Genomic DNA, 26,262 nt, shown 5'->3' on the forward strand with positions numbered 1-26,262 from the left:
GATGCTATTCGCGACAAAATTGCCGGATTGGCTCGTGGCGTGCTTCCGCATTGCGCTACTTGGCGAGATATACCCTAATATTAGAGCCATCGCCGTCGGATATCATGATAGTGGTTTTGTGCTAATTCGATACTATCTTGATCGTCAGCCAACAGACTTTGATTTGGAGAGCCTGGAGGTTGTAGCTACAAATTTAGATGCACTGGGAGGGAAAGAGCAGGCGATCAACAAAATTGATATCCAGTGCGTGCATGCAGCGGCTGCTAAGCGAGATTTAGATCCGATTAGTGGATTTGTATACTCTAGGCGAGAGCACGAATAAAATGGTGCAAAAGGGCCAGGTCAGATCGTTGTGCGCAGCGATAACGAATTCAGCGCAACGGTCAACGGAAACGGCAAACCCAAAGCGTATATCAATGAAAACGGCGATTTGGTTCCACCCAACATCAATGGGACTGGCAGCGTCCAAACGCACGTGCGTGGTGGCAATTCTGAGAATTCGCCCTATATATCTGTTACTGATCCAATTGCAACGTCGAACCCGAAAAACTATGGTACTGATAAAATTGAGATCGACGTTAAGTGCTTGCAGCAGGACATTGATTCCGGCGCACTGCCAGATACCAAATTTTTGACGAATCAACAGGTGACAGCGGAATTGCAATCGAAAGTGGACGCAGCCCGTGCAAGGTATACAAGAAACCCATCTGAGAATAACAGCGATTCGTTGATTAACGCGGAGAGAGATCTGGGGAACGCTAAGCGCGATGGTGAATGTTTGATTATGGGCTGTGTGCCGGCCGACTATATTAAAAGAGTAAAAAAATAGGTATTTTTTATGGAGCCGAAAACATACGAACTGTTAAATAGCATTCCAGAGCATGCAGATTATGCCGTGACGGCAGGAGATTTGGATCCAGAGGATATCCCACAGGAAAGAATTGACGCTGTGCTGGATTTGCTCCGTCATGCGAGTAACAATGAGGAGCAATTCTTGGCTGCGAAACTACTGACCAGTTGGGGCGTCTATGAAGGCTTGATCGCTTTGGAAGGGAGTATGGAAAAACCCGAAGGCATCGAAGGAACCTATTCCCATCGACTATATGGGTACGACGACACTTATCGTCAAATACTCTTAGCTGTTACTCGGTATTTTTCCAATGTGGCTGATCGTGGGGAAGTCGAGGCGGCTAGAGTCCAGATCTATTCTCCGCTATCGAAGATTATTACTTTGGCGAGTAGTAAACCGTTCGAAATAGCCAAGATTTTTGATTTCGTGAAGAGGAAGAACTACTCAGAGTATGTGCCTCTTGTTGAAGAGCATCTTGTCGCCATAATTGATCATCCCGAAGTGCATGGCTGGAAAATTTATGATGCTATTGATTTTTTGATGAGTTTTAATCCCGATTTCATTGCGTCTTTATTGAAAGAGAAAAACAAGTCAATTGATGATTTTAGGCCTGTGACATAAGGGCGATAGCCTCGGTGCAAAAGCAACCGTACCTTCGAAAACGGCGGTTCAAGAGCTTGAGGTCGATTCCTATAAAAATCTTAAAGCAAGAGAAGTTGTTGGAGATGGTCTAGAGCACGATCATATCCCTTCATTCGCTGCGTTGCGCACAGCAAAGGAGGCGGAGTTGGGCCGTCCCCTTACTGAGTTGGAAACTCTGTTGCCGCCGAGAGGGCTTGTTGTGTCATACCGAGCTTTTTACGTAGCTCGACTATGCGTTGGGAAAAGCTCATGGCCGTTAACCAGTGGTGGGGATATCTACAGCCTGGGTGATCTGAGCATTGATCGCGGTGGCCTCGGCACGCGTGCCAGCCGCATCCTCAACAGCTCCGGTTCACCGAGGATTTAAAAGTCGCCCAAGGCATCGTTACTCAATTGGCGGTAAGCGCTCCATGAACCCCACATTTTAAAGGTGGGGATCTATGGCTATCTTGGAGTTTGCGGCGTGCAGTTCCACGGTAGCAAGGCCTCGAAGTCTTCTACGCTCGAGGCTTGTGGCAGGCGCTCAAGTGCGTGGCGCAGCCACGCATAGGGCTCTTGGCCGTTGGCTTTAGCCGTCTCGACCAAACTGTAAAGTTGAGCGCTGGCCGTCGCGCCTTTGGGCGTGTCGCTGAACAGCCAATTCTTGCGCCCGATAACGAAGGGCCTGATCGCACGCTCGCGGCGTTGTTGTCGATCGGCAAGTAACCGGCTTCGGTGTAGCGCACCAACTTGTTCCAGTTGTTGCCCAGATAACTGATCGCCTTACCCAGCGCGTTCTGCGCGGTTACTTGAGGCTGGGTTTTCTCCAGCCAGGCGTGTAACTGCGCCAACACCGGCAGACTGTTTTGCTGTCGACTTTCGTGGTGATGTTCATCGCCGACTTCTTTTAAATCTCGCTCAATACCGTACAGCTTGTTGATCATATTCAGCGCGATATCCGCGCGCCCAGTCTTGCCTTTGGGCTGCACTTTTTTGCGCTTCGACGAACTTGCGTCGAGCGTGTGCCCAACAGCCCATACGCTCGACACCAGGCTGTACACCCAGCGCGTTGTAACCGGCGTAATCATCGGTCATCAGGTAGCCGCGATAGTTTTCGAGCAAGCGCGACGGTACCTCCTGCGCTCGGCTGGTCGAGTAGTCAAAAAGAATGACTGGCTTATCAGGCGGCCCGCCGGTTTGAACCCACATCCAGGACTGGCTGCTCGGTTCTCGATCAGGTTCTTTCAGCACTTGTACGCGCGTTTCGTCGCAGTGGATGACGCGGCTTTCCAGTAGCCGGTCGCGCATCAAGTTCAGCAAGGGTTGCAGGTATTCACCGCACTGGATCACCCAGCGCGCCAAGGTCTGGCGTGGGATCTCGATACCGTGGCGGCCCAGCACTTTTTCGAAGCGGTGAAGCGGTAAGCCGTCGACGTATTTGGTCGTCAGCAACATCGCCAAAACACTGGGGCTGGCCATACTCTTTTCAATCAGTTGAGCCGGTTTGTCAGCAGTGACCGGCGCGGTTTCACAGCCACGGCAGGCGTAGACCTTGCGCACATGTTTGATCACGCGGATTTGCATCGGCACGATCTCCAGCTGCTCGCTGATTTCCTCGCCAATGGTGTGTTTACGGCAACCGCAGGTGCAAGTCAGCTCGTGATCAGGCAGTTCGTGGATGACTTCGATGCGCGGAAGATCGGCGGGCAGAGGCTTGCGTTTGCCCCGTCGCTTGGTCGGAGCTACGACCTCTTCTTCTGCCGTTTCGTCGACAGACTCGGCCACGCTTTCAGCTTCGTTGAACAAGGCCATTTGCGGGGTCGTGGGATCGGCCGTCTGCTCTGACTTGCGCCCGAAAAGGCGCTGACGCAACAGCGCGTTTTCTTCTTCGAGATGAACGATCTTGCCCTTATCCGACTCGCGCTCACTCAGCATTTGCTCAAGCAGTTGCTTGAGCAAAACAGGGTCGTCAGGAAGGTCTTTGGGCATGGAAATCATGCCCTGGATTATACCGAATCAGGCGACGAATCGAGGCGTCAAAACTTGATGCGGACGGTTGCGCCACAAATCAAAACCGTCCAGTAACCAGTTGAGTTCTTGAACCGTCAGCACGATGGCTTCACCCGAACAATCCGGGGATGTTTTGAAGCGCTCGGACTCCAGCCGCTTTAGCCAAAGGCAAAAGCCGTTGCGCTTCCAATACAAAATCTTCACTCGATTTCGAGGCTTGTTGAGGAACACGAAAAGCACCGGGTCAAACACCGCGACCTTGATGTCCAGTCCGACCAGAGCGGCGAGGCCAACGATGGATTTTCGGAAGTCGACGGGCTTGGGGTAGAGGTAGACTTTTTCGACTTTTGCGTCGGGGCGCATCATGAGGTGCTGGCTCCAGAAAGGAATCGGGAGCACAGCATCGGGGATCAGGTGGCGGCTTTGAATGTGGGGTTTATGGAGCGCTTACAACGTAATGCGTGATGGTGAGTGCTTGATCAAGGGCTGTGTACCGGACGGCTATATTAAATTTATCCAAAAATAGGATTTACTATGGATCGGAAAACGAACGAACTGCTCAATGGCATCCCGGAACAAGCAGATTATGCCGCTGAAGCAGGAGAGCTGGATCCTGAGGATATTCCGCAGGAGAGAATGAGTGCTGTGCTGGATTTGCTTATCAACTCAGATGATGAGGTGGTGCGCTTCCAAGCTGCGAAGTTACTGACTAGTTGGGGGATCCTTGAAGGCCTGGTTGCTTTGGAGAAAAGCATGGAAAGGCCTGAACTTATCAAGAATATCTATCTTCATAGACTGCATGGGTATGATGATACTTATCGTCAGATCCTGATGGCTGTAACTATGTATTTTGCCAATATGGCTGGTAGGGGGGAGAGAGAGGTGGCGAGGACTCAAGTCTTCTTACCTTTATCTAAGATCATAAAATTCGCAGGTAGCGAGCCTTTTGAAATATCCGATGCTTTTGCCTTTGTGAAGCGTGAAAGGTATCTAGAATATATCCCGCTTGTTAAGCAGCATCTCAGTTCGATAATCGATCATCCGGAAATACATTGGTGGAAAATTTACGATGCTATTGAGTTTTTAATGGGCTTTGAGCCGGAGTTCGTTATGTCTTTGTTGAAAGAAAAAAACAAAAGCATTGACGATTTTGTACCAAGACTACAGCGGTGACGTATGAGAAATGGCGATACTAGTAGAATGGTGGGCGCTATGCTTTCAGATGCCGATTGTCCAGTAATCTATCCGTAAGCCCGATGTATTGGGGTTTAAGTTCAAGGTTATATAGGACACCAAGGATCTCCACCATTTGCGCGTTCCATTATCTTCGAAAAATTTCGCTCAAAAGCCCGGCCTGAGGCCACGGCAGTCATGGTGGTTTTGCAGGCGGGGTTCTTTTCCGAGATGATCACGTTCATATAGAACTGGTTTCCGTAGATCGTCGGTGCCCATAGCACCATGTCGCTTCTTTCGTCATTCCTGTCGACTTTCAATTGGATGGTATTGACGAGTGTCCCACCTGTCGTGAGTTCGGTCACTTGCGGGTGAAAGCAATGGTTCAGGTAGCCTTGCACCCGTTCTTCCACCACCGCCCGCTCTTGCGTCAGGCAGTACTCGGGGCTGGTTATGCCAGTGTTCAGCAGGTCGTCCTTGGTATACGGATGCAGTGAGCAGCCGCTCAATAGCAGAAAAACGATCCCTGTAAATTTCTTGTACATGATTGGTGCTCCTGTAGAGCGTAATTGCTCGATAACGCTATCTAGTTTGCTGGTATCAGAGATATTGTTGGGTTTAATGGCGAGTCAGTACAGGAGCTTCGAGATGCATTTGAAGAGGCCGTCACTGATTATCTGGAGACTTGCGCCAAGCTCGGGCGCACACCGCAGAAGCCCTATTCTGGCCACCTCAGTCTGCGTTTAGCGCCGGCACTCCACGCAACTGTCGCCGTAAAAGCGCAGCTAGCCCACAAGAGTATCAATCAGTGGGTAGCTGACGTTCTTGATCGTGAGGTGCATGCCTGACCACTGCCATTGCACCTTCCTGAGAAGGAGCCAGAAGGTGTAAACCTTATTCAGGACGCGACAGACAACACCCACAAAAAAGCCCCAGACCCTAAGATCTGAGGCTTTCTCGTTTCTACGTATGGTGCACCAGGCGGGATTCGAACCCACGACCCCTGCCTTCGGAGGGCAGTACTCTATCCAGCTGAGCTACTGGTGCAATGCGGGCGCTATGATACTCATATGCGCTGCGGGCGTCCATGCTGCTGAATCGCCTGCGTTTTTCCCAAGCGTAACCTACGATTGCTACGCTGATCCGAAAAAATAGGCAAATGCGGCGTTTTCGTTCTTTTTTTCGAACAGCCTATTGTCCTTTACCCCCTTTGATCCTAGGATTCGTTTGAGATTTCAAACGCTCTTGTCTGGGTGCTGAACCGCACGAGTTCGATCAGTGCGCTATTTATGTGCTTCAGCCCGGTGAATGATTTCCCTGACGGCAGCCTATAAGGCGCCTTTCTACAATCATAATTCGCTCCGCGCTTGCCGCGGTGCTGTTAAGGAAAGCCGACATGCAGCTTAAAGACACCCAGTTGTTCCGCCAGCAAGCCTTTATAGATGGCGCTTGGGTCGATGCGGACAACGGTCAGACGATCAAGGTCACCAACCCGGCAACGGGTGAAACTCTGGGCACCGTGCCGAAAATGGGCGCTGCCGAAACCCGCCGTGCGATTGAAGCCGCTGATAAAGCGCTGCCGGCCTGGCGTGCACTGACCGCCAAGGATCGCGCGAACAAACTGCGTCGCTGGTTCGAGTTGATCATCGAGAACCAGGACGACCTGGCGCGCCTGATGACCCTCGAGCAGGGCAAGCCATTGGCCGAAGCCAAGGGCGAGATCGTTTACGCCGCTTCCTTTATCGAATGGTTCGCCGAAGAAGCCAAGCGCGTCTACGGTGACGTGATTCCGGGCCACCAGCCAGACAAGCGCCTGATCGTGATCAAGCAGCCGATCGGCGTGACCGCTGCGATTACCCCGTGGAACTTCCCGGCCGCGATGATCACCCGTAAAGCCGGCCCGGCCCTGGCCGCCGGTTGCACCATGGTGCTCAAGCCTGCGTCGCAAACCCCATTCTCGGCTTTCGCCCTGGCGGAACTGGCCCAGCGTGCCGGTATTCCGAACGGTGTGTTCAGTGTTGTGACCGGCAGCGCTGGCGACATTGGCAGCGAGCTGACCGGCAACCCGATCGTGCGTAAACTGTCGTTCACCGGCTCGACCGAAATCGGTCGTCAGTTGATGACCGAGTGTGCCAAGGACATCAAAAAAGTCTCGCTGGAGCTGGGCGGCAACGCGCCGTTCATCGTGTTCGACGATGCGGACCTGGATAAGGCCGTCGAAGGCGCGATCATTTCCAAGTACCGCAACAACGGCCAGACCTGCGTCTGCGCCAACCGCCTGTACATTCAGGACTCGGTCTACGACGCGTTCGCCGAAAAACTGAAAGTGGCCGTGGCCAAACTCAAGATCGGCAACGGTCTGGAAGACGGCACCACCACTGGCCCGTTGATCGACGAAAAAGCCGTAGCCAAGGTGCAGGAGCACATTGCTGACGCTGTCGGCAAAGGCGCCACCGTTCTGGCGGGTGGCAAGAGCATGCAAGGCAACTTCTTCGAGCCGACCATTCTGACCAACGTGCCGAATAACGCTGCCGTGGCCAAGGAAGAAACCTTCGGTCCATTGGCGCCACTGTTCCGCTTCAAAGACGAAGCCGACGTGATCGCGATGTCCAACGACACCGAGTTCGGTCTGGCTTCGTACTTCTATGCTCGCGACCTGGGCCGTGTGTTCCGTGTGGCTGAAGCCCTGGAATACGGCATGGTTGGCGTCAACACCGGGTTGATCTCCAACGAAGTCGCGCCGTTCGGCGGCATCAAGGCGTCGGGCCTGGGCCGTGAAGGCTCCAAGTACGGCATCGAAGATTACCTGGAAATCAAATACCTCTGCCTGGGTATCTGAGTCCATTGCTTCAAGCGCAAAGGGCACGAGAGCGCTGTCCCTTTGCGACGCTTCAAACGGAATTTTCTCTGTGGCCGGGAAAGCTGTGGCAGTCGATCATCGCATGCTGCCGTAGTTGCCTCCCCGCCGCATTTTCCTTGAACCACACCGCCCGATGAGCGGTGAATGAGGACACTATGAGCAAGACTAACGCATCCCTGATGAAACGCCGCGAAGCCGCTGTACCGCGTGGTGTTGGCCAGATTCACCCGATCTTCGCCGAGTCCGCGAAGAACGCCACCGTGACCGATGTTGAAGGTCGCGAGTTCATCGACTTCGCCGGCGGTATCGCGGTGCTGAACACCGGTCACGTGCACCCGAAAATCATCGCCGCCGTGACTGAGCAGCTGAACAAGCTGACCCACACCTGCTTCCAGGTACTGGCTTACGAGCCGTACGTGGAAGTGTGCGAAAAAATCAACGCCAAGGTGCCGGGTGATTTCGCCAAGAAAACCCTGCTGGTGACCACCGGCTCCGAAGCCGTGGAAAACTCCATCAAGATCGCCCGCGCCGCCACTGGCCGTGCCGGCGTAATTGCCTTCACCGGCGCTTACCACGGTCGCACCATGATGACTCTGGGCCTGACCGGTAAAGTCGTGCCTTACTCGGCTGGCATGGGCCTGATGCCAGGCGGTATCTTCCGCGCGCTGTACCCGAACGAACTGCACGGTGTGAGCATCGACGATTCGATCGCCAGCATCGAGCGCATCTTCAAGAACGACGCCGAGCCACGTGACATCGCGGCCATCATCATCGAGCCGGTTCAGGGCGAAGGTGGTTTCTACGTCGCGCCTAAAGAGTTCATGAAGCGTCTGCGCGCCTTGTGCGACCAGCACGGCATCCTGTTGATCGCTGACGAAGTGCAGACTGGCGCTGGCCGTACCGGCACCTTCTTCGCCATGGAGCAGATGGGCGTTGCCGCCGACCTGACCACCTTCGCCAAATCCATCGCTGGCGGTTTCCCGTTGGCCGGCGTGTGCGGCAAGGCCGAATACATGGACGCCATCGCTCCGGGCGGCCTGGGCGGCACTTACGCCGGTAGCCCGATTGCTTGCGCCGCGGCCCTGGCCGTGATGGAAGTGTTCGAGGAAGAGCACCTGCTGGATCGCTGCAAAGCGGTAGGCGAGCGTCTGGTGACTGGCCTGAAGGCCATCCAGGCCAAGTACCCGGTCATTGGCGAAGTGCGTGCACTGGGCGCGATGATCGCGGTCGAGCTGTTCGTCGATGGCGACAGCCACAAGCCGAACGCTGCTGCCGTGGCATCGGTTGTGGCCAAGGCGCGCGACAAGGGCCTGATCCTGCTGTCGTGTGGCACCTATGGCAACGTTCTGCGCGTGCTGGTACCGCTGACTTCGCCAGACGAGCAACTGGATAAAGGCCTGGCGATCATGGAAGAGTGCTTCGCCGAGCTCTGATTCATTTGTGATCTGATCGACAAAAAACCCGCTTCGCAGACTGTGTGAAAACACGCTGAAGGCGGCCTAAGCAAACGCCCCGACTTGTTCGGGGCGTTTGCTTTTGTGCAGGTAACAGGCGAAAAAAGGCTTTTCAGCCCATCAACTCCATCATTTGACGTACACCCAGCACATTGATCGCTCTTTTGAGGTTGTAGGCGTTCACCGCCAGGGCAATTTCCGCTTTTGCCCCCTCTAACTGTCGCAGCAGGAAGCGGCCGTTTCCAAACAGCCATTGTTTAAGGTTGCCGAAGGGATGCTCAACGATGGACCTTCGGCTCACCATCATTTCGGGATGCGCCTGCATGCGCTGCTCCATTCGCTCGAAGGCATCTTCGTGGGCGTGGCGTGAGACGTATCGGCGCTGAGCGTCGGTGCATTGACCTTTCAGTGGGCAGTTGGCGCAGTCGCTGATAGCTGCGTGGTAAATGCGCTCACCTTTATTCAGCTGTTTGAGTGTCAGCAGTTTGCCGGCAGGGCATTGGTACTGATCCTGCTGCGCATCGTAAGCAAAATCTTTTCGCTCGAAGAGTTCCTTCTCCTTGCTACGGGGGTTAACCGCTCGGTTGGGCGGCACGTACGCCGTAATGCCCGCGTCTTCACACGCCTGGAACTGCTTGCCGTTGGAGTAGCCCGCATCGGCGGTCACGCTCAGTTCGCTCTGCTGCAACTGTTCTTTGGCGGCCTTGGCCATGGGCTCAAGTTGCTGGGTATCGTTGCCGTCTTGTGTCACGTCGTGATGCAGGATCAAGCAATGTTCAGCGTCCACGGCGGTTTGTACGTTGTAAGCCACCCGCGGACCTTTGGGCGTGCGCATCATTCGGGCATCGCTTTCGCCGGTGTTGAACTGCTCGATCCCCATCGACTTCATCAGCGCCTGGCAGGTCAGATTGTTCAGTTGCCGGGCTTCAAGTTGCTTCAGCGCTGTCTTGATGGCGCTGCGATCAATGGTTTCACCCGCTTCGGCTTTATCGGCCTCATCCAGTTCAGCCAGATATTGGGCGATGCGCTTATCCAGTTTTTCCTGCTGGCGTTTGAGTTGTTTCACGTTCAGATGGCGCCGCGACGAGGCTACCGCCTGGAATTTACTGCCATCAATGGCAACCAGGTCGCCAGCGATCAAACCGACCGTACGACAGAACTGAACGAAGACCCGGCACGTTGCACTGAACGCCTGTTTGTTGTCCTTGCGAAAGTCGGCAATGGTCTTGAAATCGGGTTTGAGGCGGTTGAGTAACCACATGACTTCGATGTTGCGCTGGCATTCGGCTTCGAGACGACGGGAGGAGCGGATACACTGGAAATAGCCGTACAGATAGAGCTTTAGCTGATCGGCCGGATCGTAAGAGGGGCGACCTGTGCTTTTGGGCACCGCCTTGTCAAACCCCAGACGTATGAGATCGAGCTTGGCAACGAAGGCATCAATCACGCGAACGAGGTGATCCTCAGGGATTAAATCTTCCAGCGAAACCGGAAAAAGGCTGGTCTGATCGCGCGCTTGGCCCTGGATGTAAGCCATAACAAGAATGCCCCGTATCTTTCGATACGGGGCATTTTCTTAAACCGCGATGCAGATTGCTAGGTTTTCACACAGTCTGTTCGGCGGGTTTTTTCATACCGCTCGAAACACATCAGGGCAATTGAGCTGTATCGAATGGCCGGCATTGACTAAGGTGCAAGCATTGCCGTTGGAGTGTGCGATGACTGCTGTGGTGTTACCCGCTGTACCGCGTGTGCTGATTGCCGAGGCCGACCCCTGGTCCCGCGATCTGCTCAAGCAGGTAGTGCTGAATGTACGTTGCGATGCACGGCTGGACCTGTGTGCCGATGGCCAGGAGACACTGGGCCTGTTGGCGGAGAACCCTTACGACCTGGTGATCGTCGACTGGGAGTTGCCCGGCGTCGATGGCCTGAATGTCTTGCGCAGCGTCCGTCAGCGCAAACGTCATCCGCCGCTGCCCTTCATTCTGATGAGCAGCCGCAACGACAGCGCCAGCGTGCGCGAAGCCTTGCCCCTGGCGCCCACGGCGTACCTGACCAAACCCTTGGACATGGAAAACCTGACCCAGCGCTTGCAGGATTTGCTGTTGAACGCCGGTGAAGAGGTGCCGTGCGAGGTGCCGTCACTGGCACCGGGCATGACTTTGTCGGTGTACCTGGAGCGGCGGCGCGAACTGGCGGACGGTGCGCCGTTGATGACCGATGTGCAGGTGGCGATCAAACGTAGCCTCAATCCCAGTGGCCTCGATCTGACGCGGCTGGAAGACGAGATCCGCACCGACCCGCAAATCACCGCCGTCCTGATCGCCGCCGCCAACAGCGCGGCCCAGCATCATGGCGCCGCCGTGCAAACCTTGGCTCAGGCGCTGCATCGCTTGGGCACCGGGCAAAGCATGAACCTGATTCTGGGCCTCGCCCTCAAGCGCAGCGCCCGGCTCAGCGATCCGTGTCTGGCCGACTACGCGGAGCGTTATTGGGAGTTGTCCTTGCACACCGCCGAATACGCGCGGACGTTGGCGCGCTTGCTGGATCTGGATCAGGAGCGCTGTTATTGCGCGGGCGTGCTGCATCGCCTCGGCGATCTGGCGTTGTTACGGTGTTTGCAGGAGTGGAAACAGGCCGGTGGTGAGCTGGATGAGTTGGAAGAAGTCGGTGATGCACTGGCCGAATTCGGTGCGGCCTATGGTTCGGCGCTACGGACCCGTTGGCGCCTGCCGCTGGAGTTGCGGGAGCTGATTGCGGCGGTTTACCAGCTCGGTGGTGGGGTTTACTCCCGCGAAGCGCTGGTGATGAACATGGCCGCGCAACTGGCGCGCCTGACCGAGCATGAGGGGATCGAGGCGCTGGCCAAGAGCCGAACGGCGCGGTTGCTCAAGATCGGATTGCCGGAGTTGATGCGTTTGCGCAAAAAGTGAATCTGACACCGAACCCTTGTGGGAGCGGCGGTGCAGCGATCCGACTTGCTCGCTCCCACATTAGGTCTGTCAGCCGGAGATAATCCGGTTCTTGCCCTGGCGCTTGGCTTCGTACATTGCCGCATCGGCGCGGGCGAACAGGCTGTCGAGGCTTTCATCCTCGGGAGTGAGGCTGCTCAGGCCCTGGCTGACGGTGATGCCGAATGTCTGGTCGTCATGGCTGAAGCTTAACCGCTGAATCTCCCGTTGCAGGCGCTCGGCCACTTGCATGGCCATGTCCGGTGCGCAACCGGGGAACACGGCGGCGAATTCCTCACCGCCGATCCGTCCGAACAGATCACCGCGCCGCAGGGCCGCGCGACCGCTCTCGGCGATGCGTTGCAGCACCTTGTCGCCTTCCTGGTGGCCGTAAGTGTCGTTGACCACTTTGAAATCATCGATGTCCAGCAGCAGGAAGGCCATCGGCGCACCTTGCAGTCGCGCCTGTTCGAATTCGCGATGGGCGCATTCGAAGAAGTGTCGGCGGTTGCTGCTTTGGGTCAACACGTCGGTAGTGGCCAGGCGTTGCAGCTCGGCTTCCATCTGCTTTTTTTCGGTGATGTCTTCGGCAATGCCGACGATGATCACTGGTTGGCCCGGTTCGGCCTGACGGTTGATGAAACACTTGTCGCTAAGCCAGCGCACCTGGCCATCGGCAGCGATGATGCGGTATTCGCGGTCTTCAACGGCGCCTTTGACCAGCACTTGCGCCAGGCTGCGCTCGGCGTAGTCCAGGTCATCGGGATAGATACTGTCGCGCCAGTGCTTGTAGTCGGACAGCAGCAGACCGGCGGGGCGGCCGAAAATCCGGTCATAGGCCGGGCTGACATAGAGCACCTGACGGGTTTCCCAGTTGAATGCCCAAAGCACCGCGTTGACGCTGACCAGCAGCGAGCTGAACAGCTGCTCACGCTCGCTCAGGCGCGCCACTTCACCCTGGGCATGCATCAGCGCCATCAGTGTTTGCGCGGCCTCGGGCCACTGTGGAAGGGATGTGTCTTGTAGGTTTTTATTGACCATCGGCACAAGTCTCAAAGGGCATGCCGCTATGTCGACAGCGGCCAGAGCAAAGCCCGCCTGGATGGCGAAGTGTCTTTGAGATAGGGGATTTGGAGCGAAGTTCCCGCCTTATGTGGCGAGGGGGCTTGCTCCCGCCGGGCGGTATTGGCGACGCGCTTTTTCAGGTTAAACGCGTCGTCAGGTTTTACGGCTGCTGCGCAGCCGAGCGGGAGCAAGCTCCCTCGCCACAGGCAAGCCCCTTTACCAGAGGGTCAGACAGCGGCAGGGCGCAGGGAGTAGGTTTTCAACTGGTCGGCGAAATCACGCAGGGATTGAATCCCGCTGGCCTCGGCCTCGTGTACCCAATCCTTGATGGCGGCCAGCATGTCGTGACCATTTGAGCTTGTCTTGACCCAGATCTGCTGCAAGGCCAGGCGTTTTTCGTAAATTACCTTCAGCGCCTGGCTGTGCTCGAGCATGGTCTGGATGCGCACATGGTGTTTGTCGTCCAGCAGGCTGGTTTCCCGCGAGAGCAGGCGCTTGGCCCGGTGAAACTGGTGACGGACCGAGTGATCGACCTTTTCCAGCTCTTGCTTGACCAGCGGCGCGATCACCAGCTTGCGGTACTGGGCCATGATCTGGAAGCGGTTGTTGAGGATCGCCATGGCGGTGTCCATGTCCAGGCTGCCTTTGCCTTCGACACGGTGGGCGATCGGCGCGACCCGCTGGACCTTGGCCAGGCGCAGGAAGCTGAAGACTTGGATCCAGGCCCAGCCGAGGTCGAATTCCCACTTCTTCACCGACAGCTTGGCCGAGTTAGGGTAGGTGTGATGGTTGTTATGCAGTTCTTCGCCGCCGATCAGGATGCCCCAAGGCACCAGATTGGTCGCCGCATCGCGGCATTCGAAGTTGCGGTAGCCGATGGCATGGCCCAGGCCATTGACCACACCGGCGGCCCAGACCGGGATCCACATCATCTGGATGGCCCAGATGGTGATGCCGATGGTGCCGAACAACAGCAGGTCGATGACGCCCATGATTGCCACGCCCAGCAGAGGAAAGCGGCTGTAGAGGTTGCGTTCGATCCAGTCTTCGGGGCAGTTCTTGCCGTAGATGCGCAGGGTCTCGGGGTTTTCCGCTTCGGCGCGGTACAACTCGGCACCTTTGCGCAGAACGGTGGACAGACCCTTGATGACCGGGCTGTGCGGGTCATCGACGGTTTCGCATTTGGCGTGATGCTTGCGGTGGATAGCCGTCCACTCGCGGGTGTTCTGCGCCGTGGTCAACCACAGCCAGAAGCGGAAGAAATGTTTCAGGCCGGCATTGAGCTCGAGCGAGCGATGGGCTGAATAACGATGCAGATAGACCGTGACGCCGACGATCGTCACGTGGGTCATCAGTAGGGTGACTGCCACCAGTGACCAGGGCGATAAGCCAAGAAAACCTTCGTACCACATAGCCTATAGGACCCTCGATAAAGAGAAAAACAGCCTTTGCATTATCACTAAGCCCACAGATAAAACCAGTCGCCCTTTCAGATAAGAGTGGCTGGATGTTTCTTTAATCTATAATTCTGACCTTATTTGTAGGGACATGGACGCTCTAATGTCAGCCACATATCGCGATGCCTTGCGGGCGGCGCTGCTCTACCTAGTGCTTTCTGTAATTTGGCTCCAGTTGGGTGGTTATTTATTGAACAGATTCTTCGATCACTCCACCGACCTGCTGCGCTGGCAACTGATCAACGGTTATGCCTGGGTGGCGCTCAGTGCCGGGCTGATCTTCATTGCGCGGGCACGATTGTTTCGCTGCCTGGGCGTCGGCGCCACATTGCGTGAGCGCAATGCAGACCGGGAACGTTTGCGTCAGGCGGCCGCGGTGTTCGATTGCACCCGCGAAGGGGTACTGGTCACCAATAGCAAAGGGCTGATTGTCCATGTGAACCGGGCGTTCATGGAAATCACCGGCTACCAGCGCGAGGAAGTGCTGGGTCAGCGACCGAGCATGTTCAAGTCGGGCCATCACTTACCGGGTTTCTACCAGGCGATGTTCGCGACACTCGACGATATCGGTGAGTGGAGCGGGGAAATCTGGAACCGTCGCAAAAGCGGCGAGATCTACCCACAATGGCAGACGATCCGCCTCATTCGCGACGACCGAGGGCGGCTCAGCCAGTATGTTGCAGTGTTTTCCGACATCAGTGCGATCAAGAACACCGAGCATGAACTGACGCACCTGGCCCACCACGACCCGCTGACCGATCTGCCCAATCGCCTGTTGTTTACCGACCGTGCCGGCCAGGCCGTGGCCTCGGCGCAGGTCCATAAACGCGGCTGCGCGTTGCTGATGATCGACCTGGATCACTTCAAGTTGATCAACGACAGTCTCGGTCACAGTGTCGGTGACCAACTGCTCAAGGCTGTGGCTGAGCGCTTTAAAACCATGTTTGGCCCTGGCATCACGCTAGCGCGGCTCAGTGGCGATGAATTTGCGGTACTGGCTGAAAATTGCCCGCAACCGGGGCTCGCCGCGGCGCTGGCTCGGCGGGTCATCGATGGCCTCAAAGAGCCATTCCAGATCGACGGGCAGCCGCTATTCATCAACGCCAGCATCGGCATCAGCCTGTTCCCCAGCGATGCCTTGAGCGCCGAGCAGTTGTTGCGCAACGCCGATTCGGCGCTGTTCAAGGTCAAGAGCGCTGGCCGCGACGGCTATGCCCTCTACACCGAAGAATTGACCGCGCATGCCCAGCAGCGCGTCGAGATTGCGTTTGAATTGCGCCGAGCGCTGGAACAGCAGGAGTTGCGGGTTTATTACCAGCCGGTGCATGACCTCAAAACCAGTCGCCTGGTCGGCGTAGAGGCCTTGGTGCGCTGGGAGCATCCACAACGGGGGTTGGTGTCGCCGGCAGAGTTCATCCCCATTGCCGAACGCACCGGGCTGATTGCCGAGATCGATGCCTGGGTCATGCGCCAGGCCTGTCAGCAGATGTGCCAGTGGCAAGCGGCGGGCGTGGTGTTGTCGTTTGTCGCGGTGAATGTTTCTTCTCGCCTGTTCGCCCGCCGCGAGTTGTATCAACAGGTGGCTCTGGTGCTGCACGACACCGGGCTGGATCCGGCGTATCTGGAGCTGGAAGTCACCGAAAGCGCGGTGATGGAGGAGCCGGAAGTGGCACTGGAACAGATGCATCGCTTGCGCGAGTTGGGCGTGCGGCTGGCCATCGATGACTTCGGCACGGGTTATTCGTCGTTACTGCGGCTCAAGCGTTTGCCGGTGCAAAAGCTCAAGATCGATCAGGGATTCGTCGCAGGCTTGCCGGGTGATGAGGATGACGCGGCGATCGCGCGGGTGATCATTGCGCTGGCGCAGAGCATGGGCATGCAAGTGCATGCCGAAGGGATCGAACAGGTCGAGCAGGCGGGTTTCCTGCTCGAGCACGACTGCGATCTGGGGCAGGGGTACTGGTTTGGGCGGCCAGTACCGGAGGCATCATTGGATTGGGCTCGGGCGCCAGCGATTGGATGAGCGCTTGATCTGCTTTTTGTGGCGAGGGGGCTTGTTGTGGCGAGGGGGCTTGCCCCCGTTGGGTCGCGCAGTGGCCCCAAATTCTTGCGTCTGCTACGCAGCCCAACGGGGGCAAGCCCCCTCGCCACAGGGTTTTGTGCGCGCCTGAAAGTTGCAGATCCCCCGCAAACCCTTGCACCGTCAGATAATGCCTTATGGTTATATAAAAATTCTTAAATAGTATTTTTAAGAATATAAGCGCTTATCTACTATTGCTCTCACGCCTTAAGCAGTGCCGCCACTGCCAGGCACACCTCATTAAAGGAGCAGCACCATGAGCGCATCCCTACGTAGTGTTGACGGGCAGGACGAAGCCACCATTTTGCGTGAGATCCAGAGCGCCTTGCGCGACCTGCGCTTTGGCGCAGTGGAAATCACCGTGCACAACGCCCAGGTGGTTCAGATCGAACGCAAAGAGAAATTCCGTTTGCAGAACCCGAACAACAAACCGAGCTGAAGCGAAAGATCAAAAGATCGCAGCCTTCGGCAGCTCCTACGGGAGGCTGATGTGGGCGCTTTCGAAGGCTGCGATCTTTGAACAGGCAACCCGTTCCAGACCATAAGAAAAAGCCAACACATCAAGAACTCCAGGAGCTTTCACCATGTCGTCGATTCGCCATTTTGCTTTGGCCGCCCTGGCCAGTGCCCTTTTTGCTGGTTCCGCGGTTGCCAAGGATTACGAGCTGCTCAACGTGTCGTATGACCCGACCCGTGAGCTGTATCAGGACTACAACGCCGAGTTCATTAACTTCTGGAAGAAAGACCACGCTGGCGACAACGTGAAGATCCAGCAATCCCACGGTGGTTCGGGTAAACAGGCTCGCGCTGTCATCGACGGTCTGCGTGCCGATGTGGTGACCCTGGCACTGGCCGGTGACATCGACGAAGTCGCCAAACTCGGCAAGTCCCTGCCGGCTGACTGGCAGAAGCGTCTGCCGGAAGCGAGCACGCCTTACACCTCGACCATCGTGTTCCTGGTGCGTAAGGGCAACCCGAAAGGCATCAAGGATTGGGGCGACCTGACCAAAAACGGTGTGGAAGTCATCACCCCGAACCCGAAAACCTCTGGCGGCGCGCGCTGGAACTTCCTCGCGGCCTGGGCCTATGGCCTGAAAGCCAACGGCGGTAACGAAGCCAAGGCCAAAGAGTACGTGCAGACCCTGTTCAAACACGTGCCCGTGCTGGACACCGGTGCTCGCGGCTCGACCATCACCTTCGTCAACAACGGTCAGGGCGACGTGTTGCTGGCCTGGGAAAACGAAGCCTTCCTGGCTTTGAAAGAAGACGGTGGCGCCGACAAATTCGACATCGTCGTGCCTTCGCTGTCGATCCTTGCCGAACCACCGGTGGCCGTGGTCGACAAAAACGCTGAGAAAAAGGGCAACACCGAGCTCGCCGAAGCGTACCTCAAGCACCTGTACAGCCCGGCCGGCCAGGAAATTGCGGCAAAAAACTTCTATCGTCCACGTGACAAGGACGTGGCCGCCAAGTACGCCAAACAGTTCCCGAAACTGGACTTGGTGACCATCGACAAGGACTTCGGCGGCTGGAAAACCGCGCAACCGAAATTCTTCAATGACGGGGGCGTGTTCGACCAGATTTATCAGGCACAGTAATCTGAAAAAGGTCAGTTAAACGCAATTCATGTGGGAGCGGGCTTGCTCGCGAAGGCGGCGGCACAGTCAATATCGATGTTGTCTGACACACCGCTTTCGCGAGCAAGCCCGCTCCCACAGGTTACGCACCAACGGGCCCCGATTTCACCGTCGGGGCTTAGCGCGTTCTCAACCAAGGACTTTTATGTCGCGTCGTATCTCCCCCGTCATACCCGGCTTCGGGCTGACGCTGGGCTACACCTTGGTGTACCTCAGCCTGATTGTGCTCATTCCACTGGCGGCGATGTTCGTGCACGCCGCTCAACTTACCTGGGACCAGTTCTGGGCAATCATCTCGGCGCCACGGGTGCTCGCGGCGTTGAAGCTGAGCTTCGGCACCGCGCTGTACGCTGCGATCATCAACGGCGTGATCGGCACGCTGCTGGCCTGGGTGCTGGTGCGCTACACCTTCCCGGGGCGCAAGATCATCGATGCGATGATCGATTTGCCGTTCGCATTGCCCACCGCCGTCGCCGGTATCGCGCTGACAGCGCTGTACACCCCCACCGGCCTGGTGGGTCAGTTCGCGGCGGACCTGGGTTTCAAGATCGCGTATACCCCCCTCGGCATCACCCTGGCGCTGACTTTTGTAACGCTTCCATTCGTGGTACGTACGGTACAGCCAGTATTGGCCGATATTCCCCGTGAAGTGGAGGAGGCGGCGGCTTGTCTCGGGGCAAAACCGTTGCAGGTTTTCCGCCATATTCTGGTGCCGGCGCTGTTGCCAGCCTGGCTGACCGGTTTCGCCCTGGCCTTTGCCCGCGGGGTCGGCGAGTACGGTTCGGTGATTTTTATCGCCGGCAACATGCCGATGAAAACCGAAATTCTGCCGCTGCTGATCATGGTCAAGCTCGACCAGTACGATTACACCGGCGCCACCTCCATTGGTGTACTGATGCTGGTGGTTTCCTTTGTCCTGTTGCTGCTGATCAACTTGCTGCAGCGGCACATCGAAACCCCATAAGGAGGCGCAAAAAATGTCCCAATCGTCTATTGCAGCGGCCTCCTCGAACGCCGCCCGCCGTGGCAATGCCACGTCGCGGCGAATCCTGATCGGCCTTGGCTGGCTGATTTTTGCGCTGTTTCTGTTGTTGCCGCTGTTCATCGTGGTGTCCCAGGGTTTGAAGCTGGGCCTGGGTGCATTCTTCACGGCGATCTTCGAGCCAGACGCTTTGTCGGCGTTGAAACTCACCGTGATTGCGGTGTTGATTTCGGTGCCATTGAACCTGGTGTTCGGTGTCAGCGCGGCGTGGTGCGTGAGTAAATACTCGTTCCGCGGCAAGAGCATGCTGGTGACGTTGATCGACCTGCCGTTCTCGGTGTCGCCGGTGATCGCAGGTCTGGTCTACGTGTTGATGTTCGGCGCCCAAGGCTTGTTCGGCCCGTGGTTGCAGGATCACGACATTCAGATCGTCTTCGCCTTGCCAGGCATCGTGCTGGCGACGATTTTCGTCACCGTGCCGTTCGTGGCCCGTGAGTTGATCCCGCTGATGCAGGAACAAGGCACCCAGGAAGAAGAGGCCGCGCGCCTGCTCGGCGCCAATGGCTGGCAGATGTTCTGGCACGTCACCGTGCCCAATATCAAATGGGGCCTGATCTATGGCGTGGTGTTGTGTACGGCCCGGGCCATGGGTGAGTTCGGTGCGGTGTCGGTGGTTTCCGGGCACATTCGCGGGGTGACCAACACCTTGCCGCTGCACGTCGAGATCCTCTACAACGAATACAACCACGTGGCCGCGTTCGCCGTGGCGAGCCTGTTGCTGATCCTGGCGCTCTTCATCCTGCTGCTCAAGCAGTGGAGCGAAAACCGTATTAACCGCCTGCGCGCCAGCGCCGCGGAGGAATAAGTCATGTCGATCGAAGTGCGTAACGTCAGCAAGAACTTCCACGCGTTCAAGGCGCTGGACAACATCAGCCTGGACATTCAAAGCGGCGAGCTGGTGGCGCTGCTGGGGCCGTCGGGCTGCGGCAAGACCACGCTGCTGCGGATCATTGCCGGCCTGGAAACCCCGGATCAGGGCAACATCGTGTTCCACGGCGAAGACGTCTCCGGCCACGATGTACGTGATCGCAATGTCGGTTTCGTGTTCCAGCACTATGCCTTGTTCCGCCACATGACGGTGTTCGACAACGTCGCGTTCGGCCTGCGTATGAAGCCGAAAAACCAGCGTCCGAATGAAAGCCAGATCGCGGTGAAAGTCCACGAACTGCTGAACATGGTGCAGCTGGATTGGTTGGCGGATCGCTACCCGGAACAACTCTCCGGCGGCCAGCGTCAGCGCATCGCGTTGGCCCGTGCCTTGGCGGTGGAGCCGAAAGTGCTGCTGCTCGACGAACCCTTCGGCGCACTCGACGCCAAGGTCCGTAAAGAGTTGCGTCGCTGGCTCGCGCGGCTGCACGAAGACATCAACCTGACCTCGGTGTTCGTGACCCACGACCAGGAAGAAGCGATGGAAGTCGCCGACCGCATCGTGGTGATGAACAAGGGGGTGATCGAGCAGATCGGCTCACCTGGCGACGTCTACGAAAACCCGGCCAGCGATTTCGTCTATCACTTCCTCGGCGACTCGAACCGTCTGCATTTGGGTGAAGACCGGCACGTGCTGTTCCGTCCACACGAAGTGTCGCTGTCGCGCCATGAACTGGAAGACCACCACGCGGCTGAGGTGCGCGATATCCGTCCGCTGGGCGCCACCACGCGGGTGACGTTGAAGGTCGAAGGCCAGAGCGAGCTGATCGAAGCTGAAGTGGTGAAGGATCACGACAGCCTAGTTGGATTGGCCAAGGGTGAGACGTTGTTCTTCAAGCCGAAGGTCTGGCAGAAAGTCGCCAACCTTTAAAAGCAAAAGCTTCGCGAGCAGGCTCGCTCCCACAGTGATTTGTGTCGTTCACAAATCCCCTGTGGGAGCGAGCCTGCTCGCGATGGCGTCTTACGTTGCTGCGTTTTTCTGACGCAAACGCACACTCCCCACCCGCGCCTCGATCTGCTCTTTCAGCTCATGCCGCAACCCCAGCAAAAACGCCAACTCAACCACCACAAACAACGGCCCGACAATCAACCCCGTCACATCATCGACAAACGCCGGTTTGCGCCCCTCGTAATGATGACCGACAAACTGAATCGCCCATCCCACCACAAACATGCCGATGCCGCTGGCAAGCCAGACCAGCGTACTTTGCTGTGCGAGAACCTGACCCGCCCAAATGCACAGACCGAGTAATACGGTCATCAACACCCCAAGACGCACCTCCAGGCGCAGGTAAAACCACGCCGATGCCATCGCGACCAGCACCGCCGGCGAAATCCAGCCTCCACCCCATTGCGGCCGTGACAGCAACACCGCGACCGCCACTACAATCAGCGGGATACCGATAAAGTGGCTGGCGATATTGCGCGGGTCACGGTGGTAGGCGGCGTATTGACTGAGATGGTCAACGAGGTTTTTCATTGTTATTCCTCCAGAAGGGTGATGATCATGCCCCCGGGTTCATCTCTTGCTCTGTCAGCCAGGCGACAATCTCCAGGAGTTTTCATGGGCATGCAGGTTTGGCGTTCGCGCCTGGATACGGGGCAGTGGTTCAGTCATTTACCTGTTTCTTTACAGGATAGTCTGCTGGCTGCGGCCCGGGTTCGGCGCCTGCCGTCGGGGCAACTGCTATTCAAACGCGGCGACCCGCCGTGCGGGCTGTATGCAGTGCTCGAAGGTTCGGTGCGCATTGGCGCGGTGAGCGAGCAGGGCAAGGAAGCGCTGCTGAGCCTAGTGGAAGCGCCGCACTGGTTCGGCGAAATCTGCCTGTTCGATGGCCAGCCGCGAACCCACGATGCCTACGCCGTTGGCCAGTGCACCCTGTTGCACATCCCGCAGGCGACGCTGCTGAAATTGCTCGACCAACAACCGGTTTACTGGCGGCAACTGGCGTTGCTGATGAGCCACAAACTGCGCCTGACCTTCATCAACCTCGAACAGCTCAGTCTGATGCCTGCCTCGGCACGGCTGGCTCATCGCTTGCTGATGATCGCCGAGGGCTATGGCGAAACCGCCCCGCCGCGTCGTGTTCTGCAACTGCCTCAGGAGCAACTGGCGTCGATGCTGTCGCTGTCGCGCCAGACCACCAACCAGCTCCTCAAGGATTTGCAGGGGCAAGGGATTCTGAATCTCAAGTATGGCGAGATCGAGATTCTGGATGCCGAGCGGTTGCGGGCGTTGGCGGCGATTTGAACAAAAGATCGCCACAGTATTGGTGGGCTTTGTCCGCGAACGCGCCTAGCCTGTGATGACGACAATCGAGGTGTGCCATGCGTGTGCTGTTAGTGGAAGACGAACCCGAGACCGCCAGGCTCCTGGCCAAGGGCCTGAGCGAGGCGAGTTACACGGTGGATGTGGCGCTCAATGGCATGGACGGCCGGCGCTTTATCGAATCCGGCGAATACGAACTGATCATCCTCGACGTGATGCTGCCCGGCCTTAACGGCTGGCAGTTGCAGCAGCAGGTCCGCAAGCTTGGCGATACGCCGGTGCTCTTCCTCACCACCGCGGACGGCATCGAAGATCGCCTGCGGGGCCTGGAGCTGCATGAGGATGATTACCTGCTCAAGCCGTTTGCCGTCAGTGAACTGGTGAAGCGGGTGCGCAAGTTGTTGCGGCGTAAACGTTGATGCCAAGCGGTGAATTGATTGACGCCTTCGCGGGCAAGCCTCGCTCCTACAGATGACCGCGTATTCCCGTAGGAGCGAGGCTTGCCCGCGAAGAGGCCGGAAAATTCAACACACCTCCCGGATCTGTCACCGCAACCCATCCCGAAACTGCCCCGGTGTCATCCCGGTCCAGCGTTTGAATGCGCGGCTGAAGCTGCTGGTGTCGGCGAATCCCAGCAGGTAACTGACCTCGCTCAACGAGCACTGCGGGTCACGCAAGTGCAGTAGCGCCAGGTTTTCCCGACTTTCGTTGAGCAGCGTATCGAACCGACAACCCTCGTCCGCCAAGTGCCGTTGCAGGCTGCGTAAGCTCAGGTGCAGCGCCTCGGCGATGCGTTCGGCCGACGGCTCGCCTTCGGGCAATTGTTCTTCAATGGCGTCGCGAACCTTGCGTTCCCAGGTCAGGGGTTTGAGTTGCGCCAGGGTGCGTTTGAGCACGGTTTCGTTGTGTTCGGCCAGTTCCGGGTTGGCGTCGTCCAAGTGGCTGTCGAAATCCACCAGGGCAAATTCCAGTCGGTCTTCGTCGGCGGCGAAATACACCGGCGAGCGGAACACTTTGTGCCATTGATGCGGGTCGGCAGGTTCCGGACGGCGCAGGTAAACCGCCAGGGGAGCGTAGTCACGGCCCAGGCGATTGCGGCAGGTGCGTACGTAAATCGCCGCGAAGGCGTCGATGGCTTCGAAGGCGGGCGCGGGGTTGCCTTGGGGGATTTTCAGGCGGAAGCGGTAGCGATCCTCGGCGCGGACCAACTCCAGGTCCAGCGCATCGCTGACCACTTGGTGATAACGCACGATGCGCTCGAAGACTTCCCGCAAACTGCCGCTGGCCACCAACGCATATCCCAGCGCATGAAACGTGGTGGGGCTGACGAAACGCGACACCCGCAAGCCAATCGCCGGATCGCCGCTGACCTGCACCGCGATTTCCCACAGGCGCGTGGTACCGGACAACGGGTAACGGGCGTTCGGGTCGTCCATCAACCGCGGGTCGAGCCCCGCCTGTTGGCACAGGGCGGTGCTGTCGAGGCCCAGCGCATCGAGCTGCTTGCGCAGGGCGCGGGTCCAGCTGGCGAGGGAGGTCGGTTCAGTCATGTTGATTGGCGCGTCCGGTCAACAGGTTGGCGTTCACGGCTACCGCTCTGTAAATCATCACAGGGCAGGATGCGAACATCAATAACCAGAGGATGGAAGCATGGACGGTACTTCTGCAAGTCCCCAGCGACTGAATGCAGCACAGCGATCAGCGCATATTCGCCAGGTGGTATTGGCCAAAGGCGTCGAACTGCGTCAGCGCTACCCGATTCTCAACCATCAGGACGCCTTGGGCGCGGGCATTCTGGCCTTCGCGCTGGCCGGGATGATCGGTTCCGCAGCGCTGTACATCACCGGGTACATGGCCTGGTGGGTATGCCTGTTGCTCAACGCGTTTTTCGCCTCGCTGACCCACGAGCTGGAGCATGACCTGATCCACAGCATGTATTTCCGCAAACAGCGGGTGCCGCACAACCTGATGATGGGCCTGGTATGGCTGGCGCGACCGAGCACCATCAACCCCTGGATCCGCCGCCATTTGCACCTCAATCACCACAAGGTGTCCGGCACCGAAGCCGACATGGAAGAGCGGGCGATCACCAACGGTGAGCCTTGGGGTATCGCGCGGTTGTTGATGGTCGGCGACAACGTGATGTCGGCGTTCATCCGCATGCTGCGGGCCAAGACCCGGGCGCACAAGTTCAGCATCATCAAGCGTTTTCTGAAGGTTTACGCACCGCTGGCGCTGCTGCATTGGGGGGCGTGGTACGTGTTCCTCGGTTTCCACGCAGCCAATGGCATCGCCCATCTACTGGGTACGTCCATCGAATGGTCGGCGACTACTTTGGCGGTGATGCAGGTGATCGACATCGCCGCCGTGGTGATCATCGGCCCGAACGTGTTGCGTACGTTCTGTCTGCACTTTGTCAGCTCGAACATGCACTACTACGGTGATGTGGAGCCGGGGAATGTGATTCAGCAGACTCAGGTGTTGAACCCTTGGTGGATGTGGCCGTTGCAGGCGTTCTGCTTCAACTTCGGCAGCAGCCACGGGATCCATCATTTTGTGGTGAAGGAGCCGTTTTACATCCGCCAGATGACCGTCCCGGTGGCGCATGAGGTGATGCAGGAGATGGGGGTGCGGTTCAATGATTTCGGGACGTTCGGGCGGGCTAACCGGTTTGTGCGCAAGGCCTGGCGACGCAAGAGGTGTCTGCCGCTCAGGTTTGACAGATGTGTTCGGAAACTCAGTCGCTGGTCATAAATTTGACCCAAAGAAACGTTACGTTGTGACGCAAGCAGCGGTGGCTTGCATGCATTGTAATGAGTCGTATATATGACTTTGATCTAATAAAGTAATTAAATATTCCTTTATTGGATAACCATTTCAGCCAATCATCACCTCTCAGCGATGTGGTTCGCGCTAACAGATTTGAGTTTCCGGGGCCGTCTCCTTGGCAGGGTGCGGCCCCTTTTTTATTTTGAGGCAAGTACAAAACCCTGTGGGAGCTTATGTGGCGAGGGGGCTTGTCTCCGTTGGGGTGCGAAGCGCCCCTAAATCAGTCCTTACGATTCTGAATTTGGAAAGTGGTGACTGGTTTACGACTGCTTCGCAGTCGAACGGGGGCAAGTCCCCTCGCCAGCTTTATATTCTATATTGATCTTAATAAATATCTTCTTATTCCTTATCTAATATAACTCTCCTCCCTATACTCGGTCAGGAACAGACACGCAGCAGGAGAGCTCCCCCATGCGCAACGAATCAATTCGCTACCTGATTGTGCCGGGCTGGCAAGGATCGCCAGAAGATCATTGGCAAACCCATTGGCAGAACAGCCTGCCGAACAGTGCGCGGGTGGAGCAGGCCGATTGGCTGACGCCTCGTCGCGAGGACTGGGTCGCGGCGCTGGCCGAGGCGATTGCCGCCGACAGCACGCCAGTGATTCTGATCGCCCATAGCCTGGGTTGCATCACCGTTGCACATTGGGCGGCCACGGCGCCGCTGCATTTTTTGCGTCAGGTTCGCGGTGCCTTGCTGGTCGCCCCGGCGGACGTCGAGCGCCCGGCCTGCGCGCCGGCCCTGCGCAACTTCGCGCCGATCCCGACTCATTTATTGCCGTTCCCGAGCCAGGTCGTCAGCTCCGACAACGACAGCGCCGTGAGCGCGCCACGTGCGCTTGAACTGGCGCGCCAGTGGGGCGCCGAGGCAGGGATTCTATCGGGAGCCGGGCACATCAATGTGAAGTCCGGTCACCGGCGCTGGGAGCAGGGTTTTGCGTACCTCTATCGTCTGCAAAACCGCATGGAACAGCACGCCTTGCGTCGCGCTTGAACCTTTTCTTTTTTTAAAAATCGCCTCCGTCTTCCTGGCGGTTT

General features: G+C 57.4%; 26 protein-coding genes, 1 tRNA gene and 2 pseudogenes. 18 read left to right on the forward strand and 11 right to left on the reverse strand.

Features of this window, described 5'->3' with window-relative positions:
- Position 1 precedes the first annotated feature (1 nt).
- Genes ACA044_RS00975 through ACA044_RS00985 form a run of 3 tightly spaced genes read left to right on the forward strand, consistent with a single transcriptional unit; the run spans position 2 to position 1,471 of the window.
- Positions 2-322, forward strand: coding sequence for a MafI2 family immunity protein (locus ACA044_RS00975; RefSeq protein ID WP_497444771.1), 321 nt, complete (start codon positions 2-4; stop codon positions 320-322).
- 30 nt (positions 323-352) lie between these two features.
- Entirely contained in the window at positions 353-829 is a 477-nt protein-coding gene (locus tag ACA044_RS00980; RefSeq protein ID WP_497444772.1) for a hypothetical protein, read from the forward strand.
- 9 nt (positions 830-838) lie between these two features.
- A complete protein-coding gene (locus ACA044_RS00985) occupies positions 839-1,471 on the forward strand; it encodes a hypothetical protein (RefSeq protein ID WP_030132570.1) in 633 nt (210 codons plus the stop codon).
- Between the two features lie 465 nt (positions 1,472-1,936).
- Here ACA044_RS00985 and ACA044_RS00990 read toward each other — a convergent pair whose 3' ends face one another.
- From ACA044_RS00990 to tnpB, 4 genes and pseudogenes are all read right to left on the reverse strand, one after another.
- Entirely contained in the window at positions 1,937-2,077 is a 141-nt protein-coding gene (locus ACA044_RS00990; RefSeq protein ID WP_497447144.1) for a transposase domain-containing protein, read from the reverse strand.
- An 81-nt stretch (positions 2,078-2,158) separates the two neighbouring features.
- Positions 2,159-2,415: pseudogene (locus ACA044_RS00995) on the reverse strand (IS66 family transposase); the annotation flags it as partial.
- A complete protein-coding gene (gene tnpC, locus ACA044_RS01000; protein WP_497444773.1) occupies positions 2,390-3,460 on the reverse strand; it encodes an IS66 family transposase in 1,071 nt (356 codons plus the stop codon). The pseudogene ACA044_RS00995 and the gene tnpC, both read right to left, overlap by 26 nt.
- Positions 3,461-3,487: 27 nt before the next feature.
- Complete coding sequence (gene tnpB, locus ACA044_RS01005; protein ID WP_497444774.1) at positions 3,488-3,847, reverse strand: IS66 family insertion sequence element accessory protein TnpB; 360 nt, start codon at positions 3,845-3,847, stop codon at positions 3,488-3,490.
- Between the two features lie 168 nt (positions 3,848-4,015).
- Between tnpB and ACA044_RS01010 the strand changes: the two genes are divergently transcribed.
- Complete coding sequence (locus ACA044_RS01010; protein ID WP_497444775.1) at positions 4,016-4,654, forward strand: hypothetical protein; 639 nt, start codon at positions 4,016-4,018, stop codon at positions 4,652-4,654.
- A gap of 107 nt (positions 4,655-4,761) precedes the next feature.
- Here ACA044_RS01010 and ACA044_RS01015 read toward each other — a convergent pair whose 3' ends face one another.
- Positions 4,762-5,199 (reverse strand): hypothetical protein, encoded by a 438-nt coding sequence (locus ACA044_RS01015; protein WP_497444776.1) that lies wholly within the window; start codon positions 5,197-5,199, stop codon positions 4,762-4,764.
- Positions 5,200-5,247: 48 nt separating this feature from the next.
- Between ACA044_RS01015 and ACA044_RS01020 the strand changes: the two are divergent.
- Positions 5,248-5,502: pseudogene (locus tag ACA044_RS01020) on the forward strand (type II toxin-antitoxin system HicB family antitoxin); the annotation flags it as partial.
- 122 nt (positions 5,503-5,624) lie between these two features.
- Here ACA044_RS01020 and ACA044_RS01025 read toward each other — a convergent pair.
- Positions 5,625-5,701 (reverse strand) — tRNA-Arg (locus ACA044_RS01025).
- A gap of 349 nt (positions 5,702-6,050) precedes the next feature.
- Here ACA044_RS01025 and gabD point away from each other — a divergent pair.
- Both gabD and gabT read left to right on the forward strand, forming a co-directional pair.
- Positions 6,051-7,493, forward strand: coding sequence for an NADP-dependent succinate-semialdehyde dehydrogenase (gene gabD, locus ACA044_RS01030; RefSeq protein WP_497444777.1), 1,443 nt, complete (start codon positions 6,051-6,053; stop codon positions 7,491-7,493).
- A 176-nt stretch (positions 7,494-7,669) separates the two neighbouring features.
- Positions 7,670-8,947 carry a 4-aminobutyrate--2-oxoglutarate transaminase gene (gene gabT, locus ACA044_RS01035; RefSeq protein ID WP_497444778.1) on the forward strand — a complete coding sequence of 426 codons (1,278 nt, stop codon included), beginning with the start codon at positions 7,670-7,672 and terminating at the stop codon, positions 8,945-8,947.
- 133 nt (positions 8,948-9,080) lie between these two features.
- Here gabT and ACA044_RS01040 read toward each other — a convergent pair whose 3' ends face one another.
- Positions 9,081-10,505 carry an IS1182 family transposase gene (locus ACA044_RS01040; RefSeq protein ID WP_497444779.1) on the reverse strand — a complete coding sequence of 475 codons (1,425 nt, stop codon included), beginning with the start codon at positions 10,503-10,505 and terminating at the stop codon, positions 9,081-9,083.
- Between the two features lie 181 nt (positions 10,506-10,686).
- Here ACA044_RS01040 and ACA044_RS01045 point away from each other — a divergent pair, with 181 nt between their 5' ends.
- Complete coding sequence (locus ACA044_RS01045; protein ID WP_497444780.1) at positions 10,687-11,901, forward strand: HDOD domain-containing protein; 1,215 nt, start codon at positions 10,687-10,689, stop codon at positions 11,899-11,901.
- A 69-nt stretch (positions 11,902-11,970) separates the two neighbouring features.
- On the opposite strand, the gene ACA044_RS01050 is transcribed toward ACA044_RS01045, so the two are convergent.
- Together ACA044_RS01050 and desA are read right to left on the reverse strand one after the other, a co-directional pair.
- On the reverse strand, positions 11,971-12,960 hold the full coding sequence (locus tag ACA044_RS01050; RefSeq protein ID WP_497444781.1) for a GGDEF domain-containing protein: 990 nt from the start codon (positions 12,958-12,960) through the stop codon (positions 11,971-11,973).
- Positions 12,961-13,211: 251 nt separating this feature from the next.
- Positions 13,212-14,396 (reverse strand): delta-9 fatty acid desaturase DesA, encoded by a 1,185-nt coding sequence (gene desA / locus ACA044_RS01055; protein ID WP_497444782.1) that lies wholly within the window; start codon positions 14,394-14,396, stop codon positions 13,212-13,214.
- Positions 14,397-14,544: 148 nt separating this feature from the next.
- Between desA and dibA the strand changes: the two genes are divergently transcribed.
- The 6 genes from dibA to ACA044_RS01085 all read left to right on the forward strand — a co-directional run bounded on the left by dibA (position 14,545) and on the right by ACA044_RS01085 (position 20,998).
- Positions 14,545-16,464, forward strand: a complete 1,920-nt coding sequence (dibA, locus tag ACA044_RS01060; protein ID WP_497444783.1) for a phosphodiesterase DibA — start codon at positions 14,545-14,547, stop codon at positions 16,462-16,464.
- Positions 16,465-16,777: 313 nt separating this feature from the next.
- Positions 16,778-16,960: a sulfur starvation response protein OscA gene (oscA, locus tag ACA044_RS01065; protein WP_052962923.1), complete on the forward strand. Its 183-nt coding sequence runs from the start codon at positions 16,778-16,780 to the stop codon at positions 16,958-16,960.
- Positions 16,961-17,105: 145 nt separating this feature from the next.
- Positions 17,106-18,119 (forward strand): sulfate ABC transporter substrate-binding protein, encoded by a 1,014-nt coding sequence (locus ACA044_RS01070; RefSeq protein WP_497444784.1) that lies wholly within the window; start codon positions 17,106-17,108, stop codon positions 18,117-18,119.
- A 184-nt stretch (positions 18,120-18,303) separates the two neighbouring features.
- Complete coding sequence (cysT, locus tag ACA044_RS01075) at positions 18,304-19,122, forward strand: sulfate ABC transporter permease subunit CysT (protein ID WP_497444785.1); 819 nt, start codon at positions 18,304-18,306, stop codon at positions 19,120-19,122.
- Between the two features lie 13 nt (positions 19,123-19,135).
- A complete protein-coding gene (gene cysW / locus ACA044_RS01080; protein WP_497444786.1) occupies positions 19,136-20,005 on the forward strand; it encodes a sulfate ABC transporter permease subunit CysW in 870 nt (289 codons plus the stop codon).
- A 3-nt stretch (positions 20,006-20,008) separates the two neighbouring features.
- Positions 20,009-20,998, forward strand: a complete 990-nt coding sequence (locus ACA044_RS01085) for a sulfate/molybdate ABC transporter ATP-binding protein (protein ID WP_123357244.1) — start codon at positions 20,009-20,011, stop codon at positions 20,996-20,998.
- A gap of 90 nt (positions 20,999-21,088) precedes the next feature.
- On the opposite strand, the gene ACA044_RS01090 is transcribed toward ACA044_RS01085, so the two are convergent.
- Complete coding sequence (locus ACA044_RS01090) at positions 21,089-21,607, reverse strand: Mpo1 family 2-hydroxy fatty acid dioxygenase (protein WP_497444787.1); 519 nt, start codon at positions 21,605-21,607, stop codon at positions 21,089-21,091.
- An 84-nt stretch (positions 21,608-21,691) separates the two neighbouring features.
- Here ACA044_RS01090 and ACA044_RS01095 point away from each other — a divergent pair, with 84 nt between their 5' ends.
- Positions 21,692-22,378 (forward strand): Crp/Fnr family transcriptional regulator, encoded by a 687-nt coding sequence (locus tag ACA044_RS01095; protein WP_497444788.1) that lies wholly within the window; start codon positions 21,692-21,694, stop codon positions 22,376-22,378.
- A 77-nt stretch (positions 22,379-22,455) separates the two neighbouring features.
- On the forward strand, positions 22,456-22,815 hold the full coding sequence (locus ACA044_RS01100; RefSeq protein ID WP_497444789.1) for a response regulator: 360 nt from the start codon (positions 22,456-22,458) through the stop codon (positions 22,813-22,815).
- Positions 22,816-22,941: 126 nt separating this feature from the next.
- On the opposite strand, the gene ACA044_RS01105 is transcribed toward ACA044_RS01100, so the two are convergent.
- Entirely contained in the window at positions 22,942-23,946 is a 1,005-nt protein-coding gene (locus ACA044_RS01105; RefSeq protein WP_497444790.1) for an AraC family transcriptional regulator, read from the reverse strand.
- Positions 23,947-24,046: 100 nt separating this feature from the next.
- Here ACA044_RS01105 and ACA044_RS01110 point away from each other — a divergent pair, with 100 nt between their 5' ends.
- Positions 24,047-25,150 (forward strand): fatty acid desaturase, encoded by a 1,104-nt coding sequence (locus tag ACA044_RS01110; protein ID WP_497444791.1) that lies wholly within the window; start codon positions 24,047-24,049, stop codon positions 25,148-25,150.
- A 486-nt stretch (positions 25,151-25,636) separates the two neighbouring features.
- Positions 25,637-26,218, forward strand: coding sequence for an alpha/beta hydrolase (locus ACA044_RS01115; protein ID WP_497444792.1), 582 nt, complete (start codon positions 25,637-25,639; stop codon positions 26,216-26,218).
- Positions 26,219-26,262: the final 44 nt, after the last annotated feature.

It is taken from the genome of Pseudomonas sp. LBUM1673, assembly GCF_059695645.1.

What these genes read in the sequence shown, in the direction of transcription:
- ACA044_RS00975 (WP_497444771.1), top strand. Translation starts at nt 2, where the DNA reads ATGCTATTCGCGACAAAATTGCCGGATTGGCTCGTGGCGTGCTTCCGC.
- ACA044_RS01115 (WP_497444792.1), top strand. Translation starts at nt 25,637, where the DNA reads ATGCGCAACGAATCAATTCGCTACCTGATTGTGCCGGGCTGGCAAGGA.
- ACA044_RS01085 (WP_123357244.1), top strand. Translation starts at nt 20,009, where the DNA reads ATGTCGATCGAAGTGCGTAACGTCAGCAAGAACTTCCACGCGTTCAAG.
- ACA044_RS01105 (WP_497444790.1), bottom strand. Translation starts at nt 23,946, where the DNA reads ATGACTGAACCGACCTCCCTCGCCAGCTGGACCCGCGCCCTGCGCAAG.
- dibA (WP_497444783.1), top strand. Translation starts at nt 14,545, where the DNA reads ATGTCAGCCACATATCGCGATGCCTTGCGGGCGGCGCTGCTCTACCTA.
- tnpC (WP_497444773.1), bottom strand. Translation starts at nt 3,460, where the DNA reads ATGCCCAAAGACCTTCCTGACGACCCTGTTTTGCTCAAGCAACTGCTT.
- ACA044_RS01090 (WP_497444787.1), bottom strand. Translation starts at nt 21,607, where the DNA reads ATGAAAAACCTCGTTGACCATCTCAGTCAATACGCCGCCTACCACCGT.
- desA (WP_497444782.1), bottom strand. Translation starts at nt 14,396, where the DNA reads ATGTGGTACGAAGGTTTTCTTGGCTTATCGCCCTGGTCACTGGTGGCA.
- cysW (WP_497444786.1), top strand. Translation starts at nt 19,136, where the DNA reads ATGTCCCAATCGTCTATTGCAGCGGCCTCCTCGAACGCCGCCCGCCGT.
- ACA044_RS01095 (WP_497444788.1), top strand. Translation starts at nt 21,692, where the DNA reads ATGGGCATGCAGGTTTGGCGTTCGCGCCTGGATACGGGGCAGTGGTTC.
- ACA044_RS01045 (WP_497444780.1), top strand. Translation starts at nt 10,687, where the DNA reads ATGACTGCTGTGGTGTTACCCGCTGTACCGCGTGTGCTGATTGCCGAG.
- gabT (WP_497444778.1), top strand. Translation starts at nt 7,670, where the DNA reads ATGAGCAAGACTAACGCATCCCTGATGAAACGCCGCGAAGCCGCTGTA.
- ACA044_RS01110 (WP_497444791.1), top strand. Translation starts at nt 24,047, where the DNA reads ATGGACGGTACTTCTGCAAGTCCCCAGCGACTGAATGCAGCACAGCGA.
- ACA044_RS01015 (WP_497444776.1), bottom strand. Translation starts at nt 5,199, where the DNA reads ATGTACAAGAAATTTACAGGGATCGTTTTTCTGCTATTGAGCGGCTGC.
- ACA044_RS01050 (WP_497444781.1), bottom strand. Translation starts at nt 12,960, where the DNA reads ATGGTCAATAAAAACCTACAAGACACATCCCTTCCACAGTGGCCCGAG.
- cysT (WP_497444785.1), top strand. Translation starts at nt 18,304, where the DNA reads ATGTCGCGTCGTATCTCCCCCGTCATACCCGGCTTCGGGCTGACGCTG.
- oscA (WP_052962923.1), top strand. Translation starts at nt 16,778, where the DNA reads ATGAGCGCATCCCTACGTAGTGTTGACGGGCAGGACGAAGCCACCATT.
- gabD (WP_497444777.1), top strand. Translation starts at nt 6,051, where the DNA reads ATGCAGCTTAAAGACACCCAGTTGTTCCGCCAGCAAGCCTTTATAGAT.
- tnpB (WP_497444774.1), bottom strand. Translation starts at nt 3,847, where the DNA reads ATGATGCGCCCCGACGCAAAAGTCGAAAAAGTCTACCTCTACCCCAAG.
- ACA044_RS01070 (WP_497444784.1), top strand. Translation starts at nt 17,106, where the DNA reads ATGTCGTCGATTCGCCATTTTGCTTTGGCCGCCCTGGCCAGTGCCCTT.
- ACA044_RS00985 (WP_030132570.1), top strand. Translation starts at nt 839, where the DNA reads ATGGAGCCGAAAACATACGAACTGTTAAATAGCATTCCAGAGCATGCA.
- ACA044_RS01010 (WP_497444775.1), top strand. Translation starts at nt 4,016, where the DNA reads ATGGATCGGAAAACGAACGAACTGCTCAATGGCATCCCGGAACAAGCA.
- ACA044_RS01040 (WP_497444779.1), bottom strand. Translation starts at nt 10,505, where the DNA reads ATGGCTTACATCCAGGGCCAAGCGCGCGATCAGACCAGCCTTTTTCCG.
- ACA044_RS01100 (WP_497444789.1), top strand. Translation starts at nt 22,456, where the DNA reads ATGCGTGTGCTGTTAGTGGAAGACGAACCCGAGACCGCCAGGCTCCTG.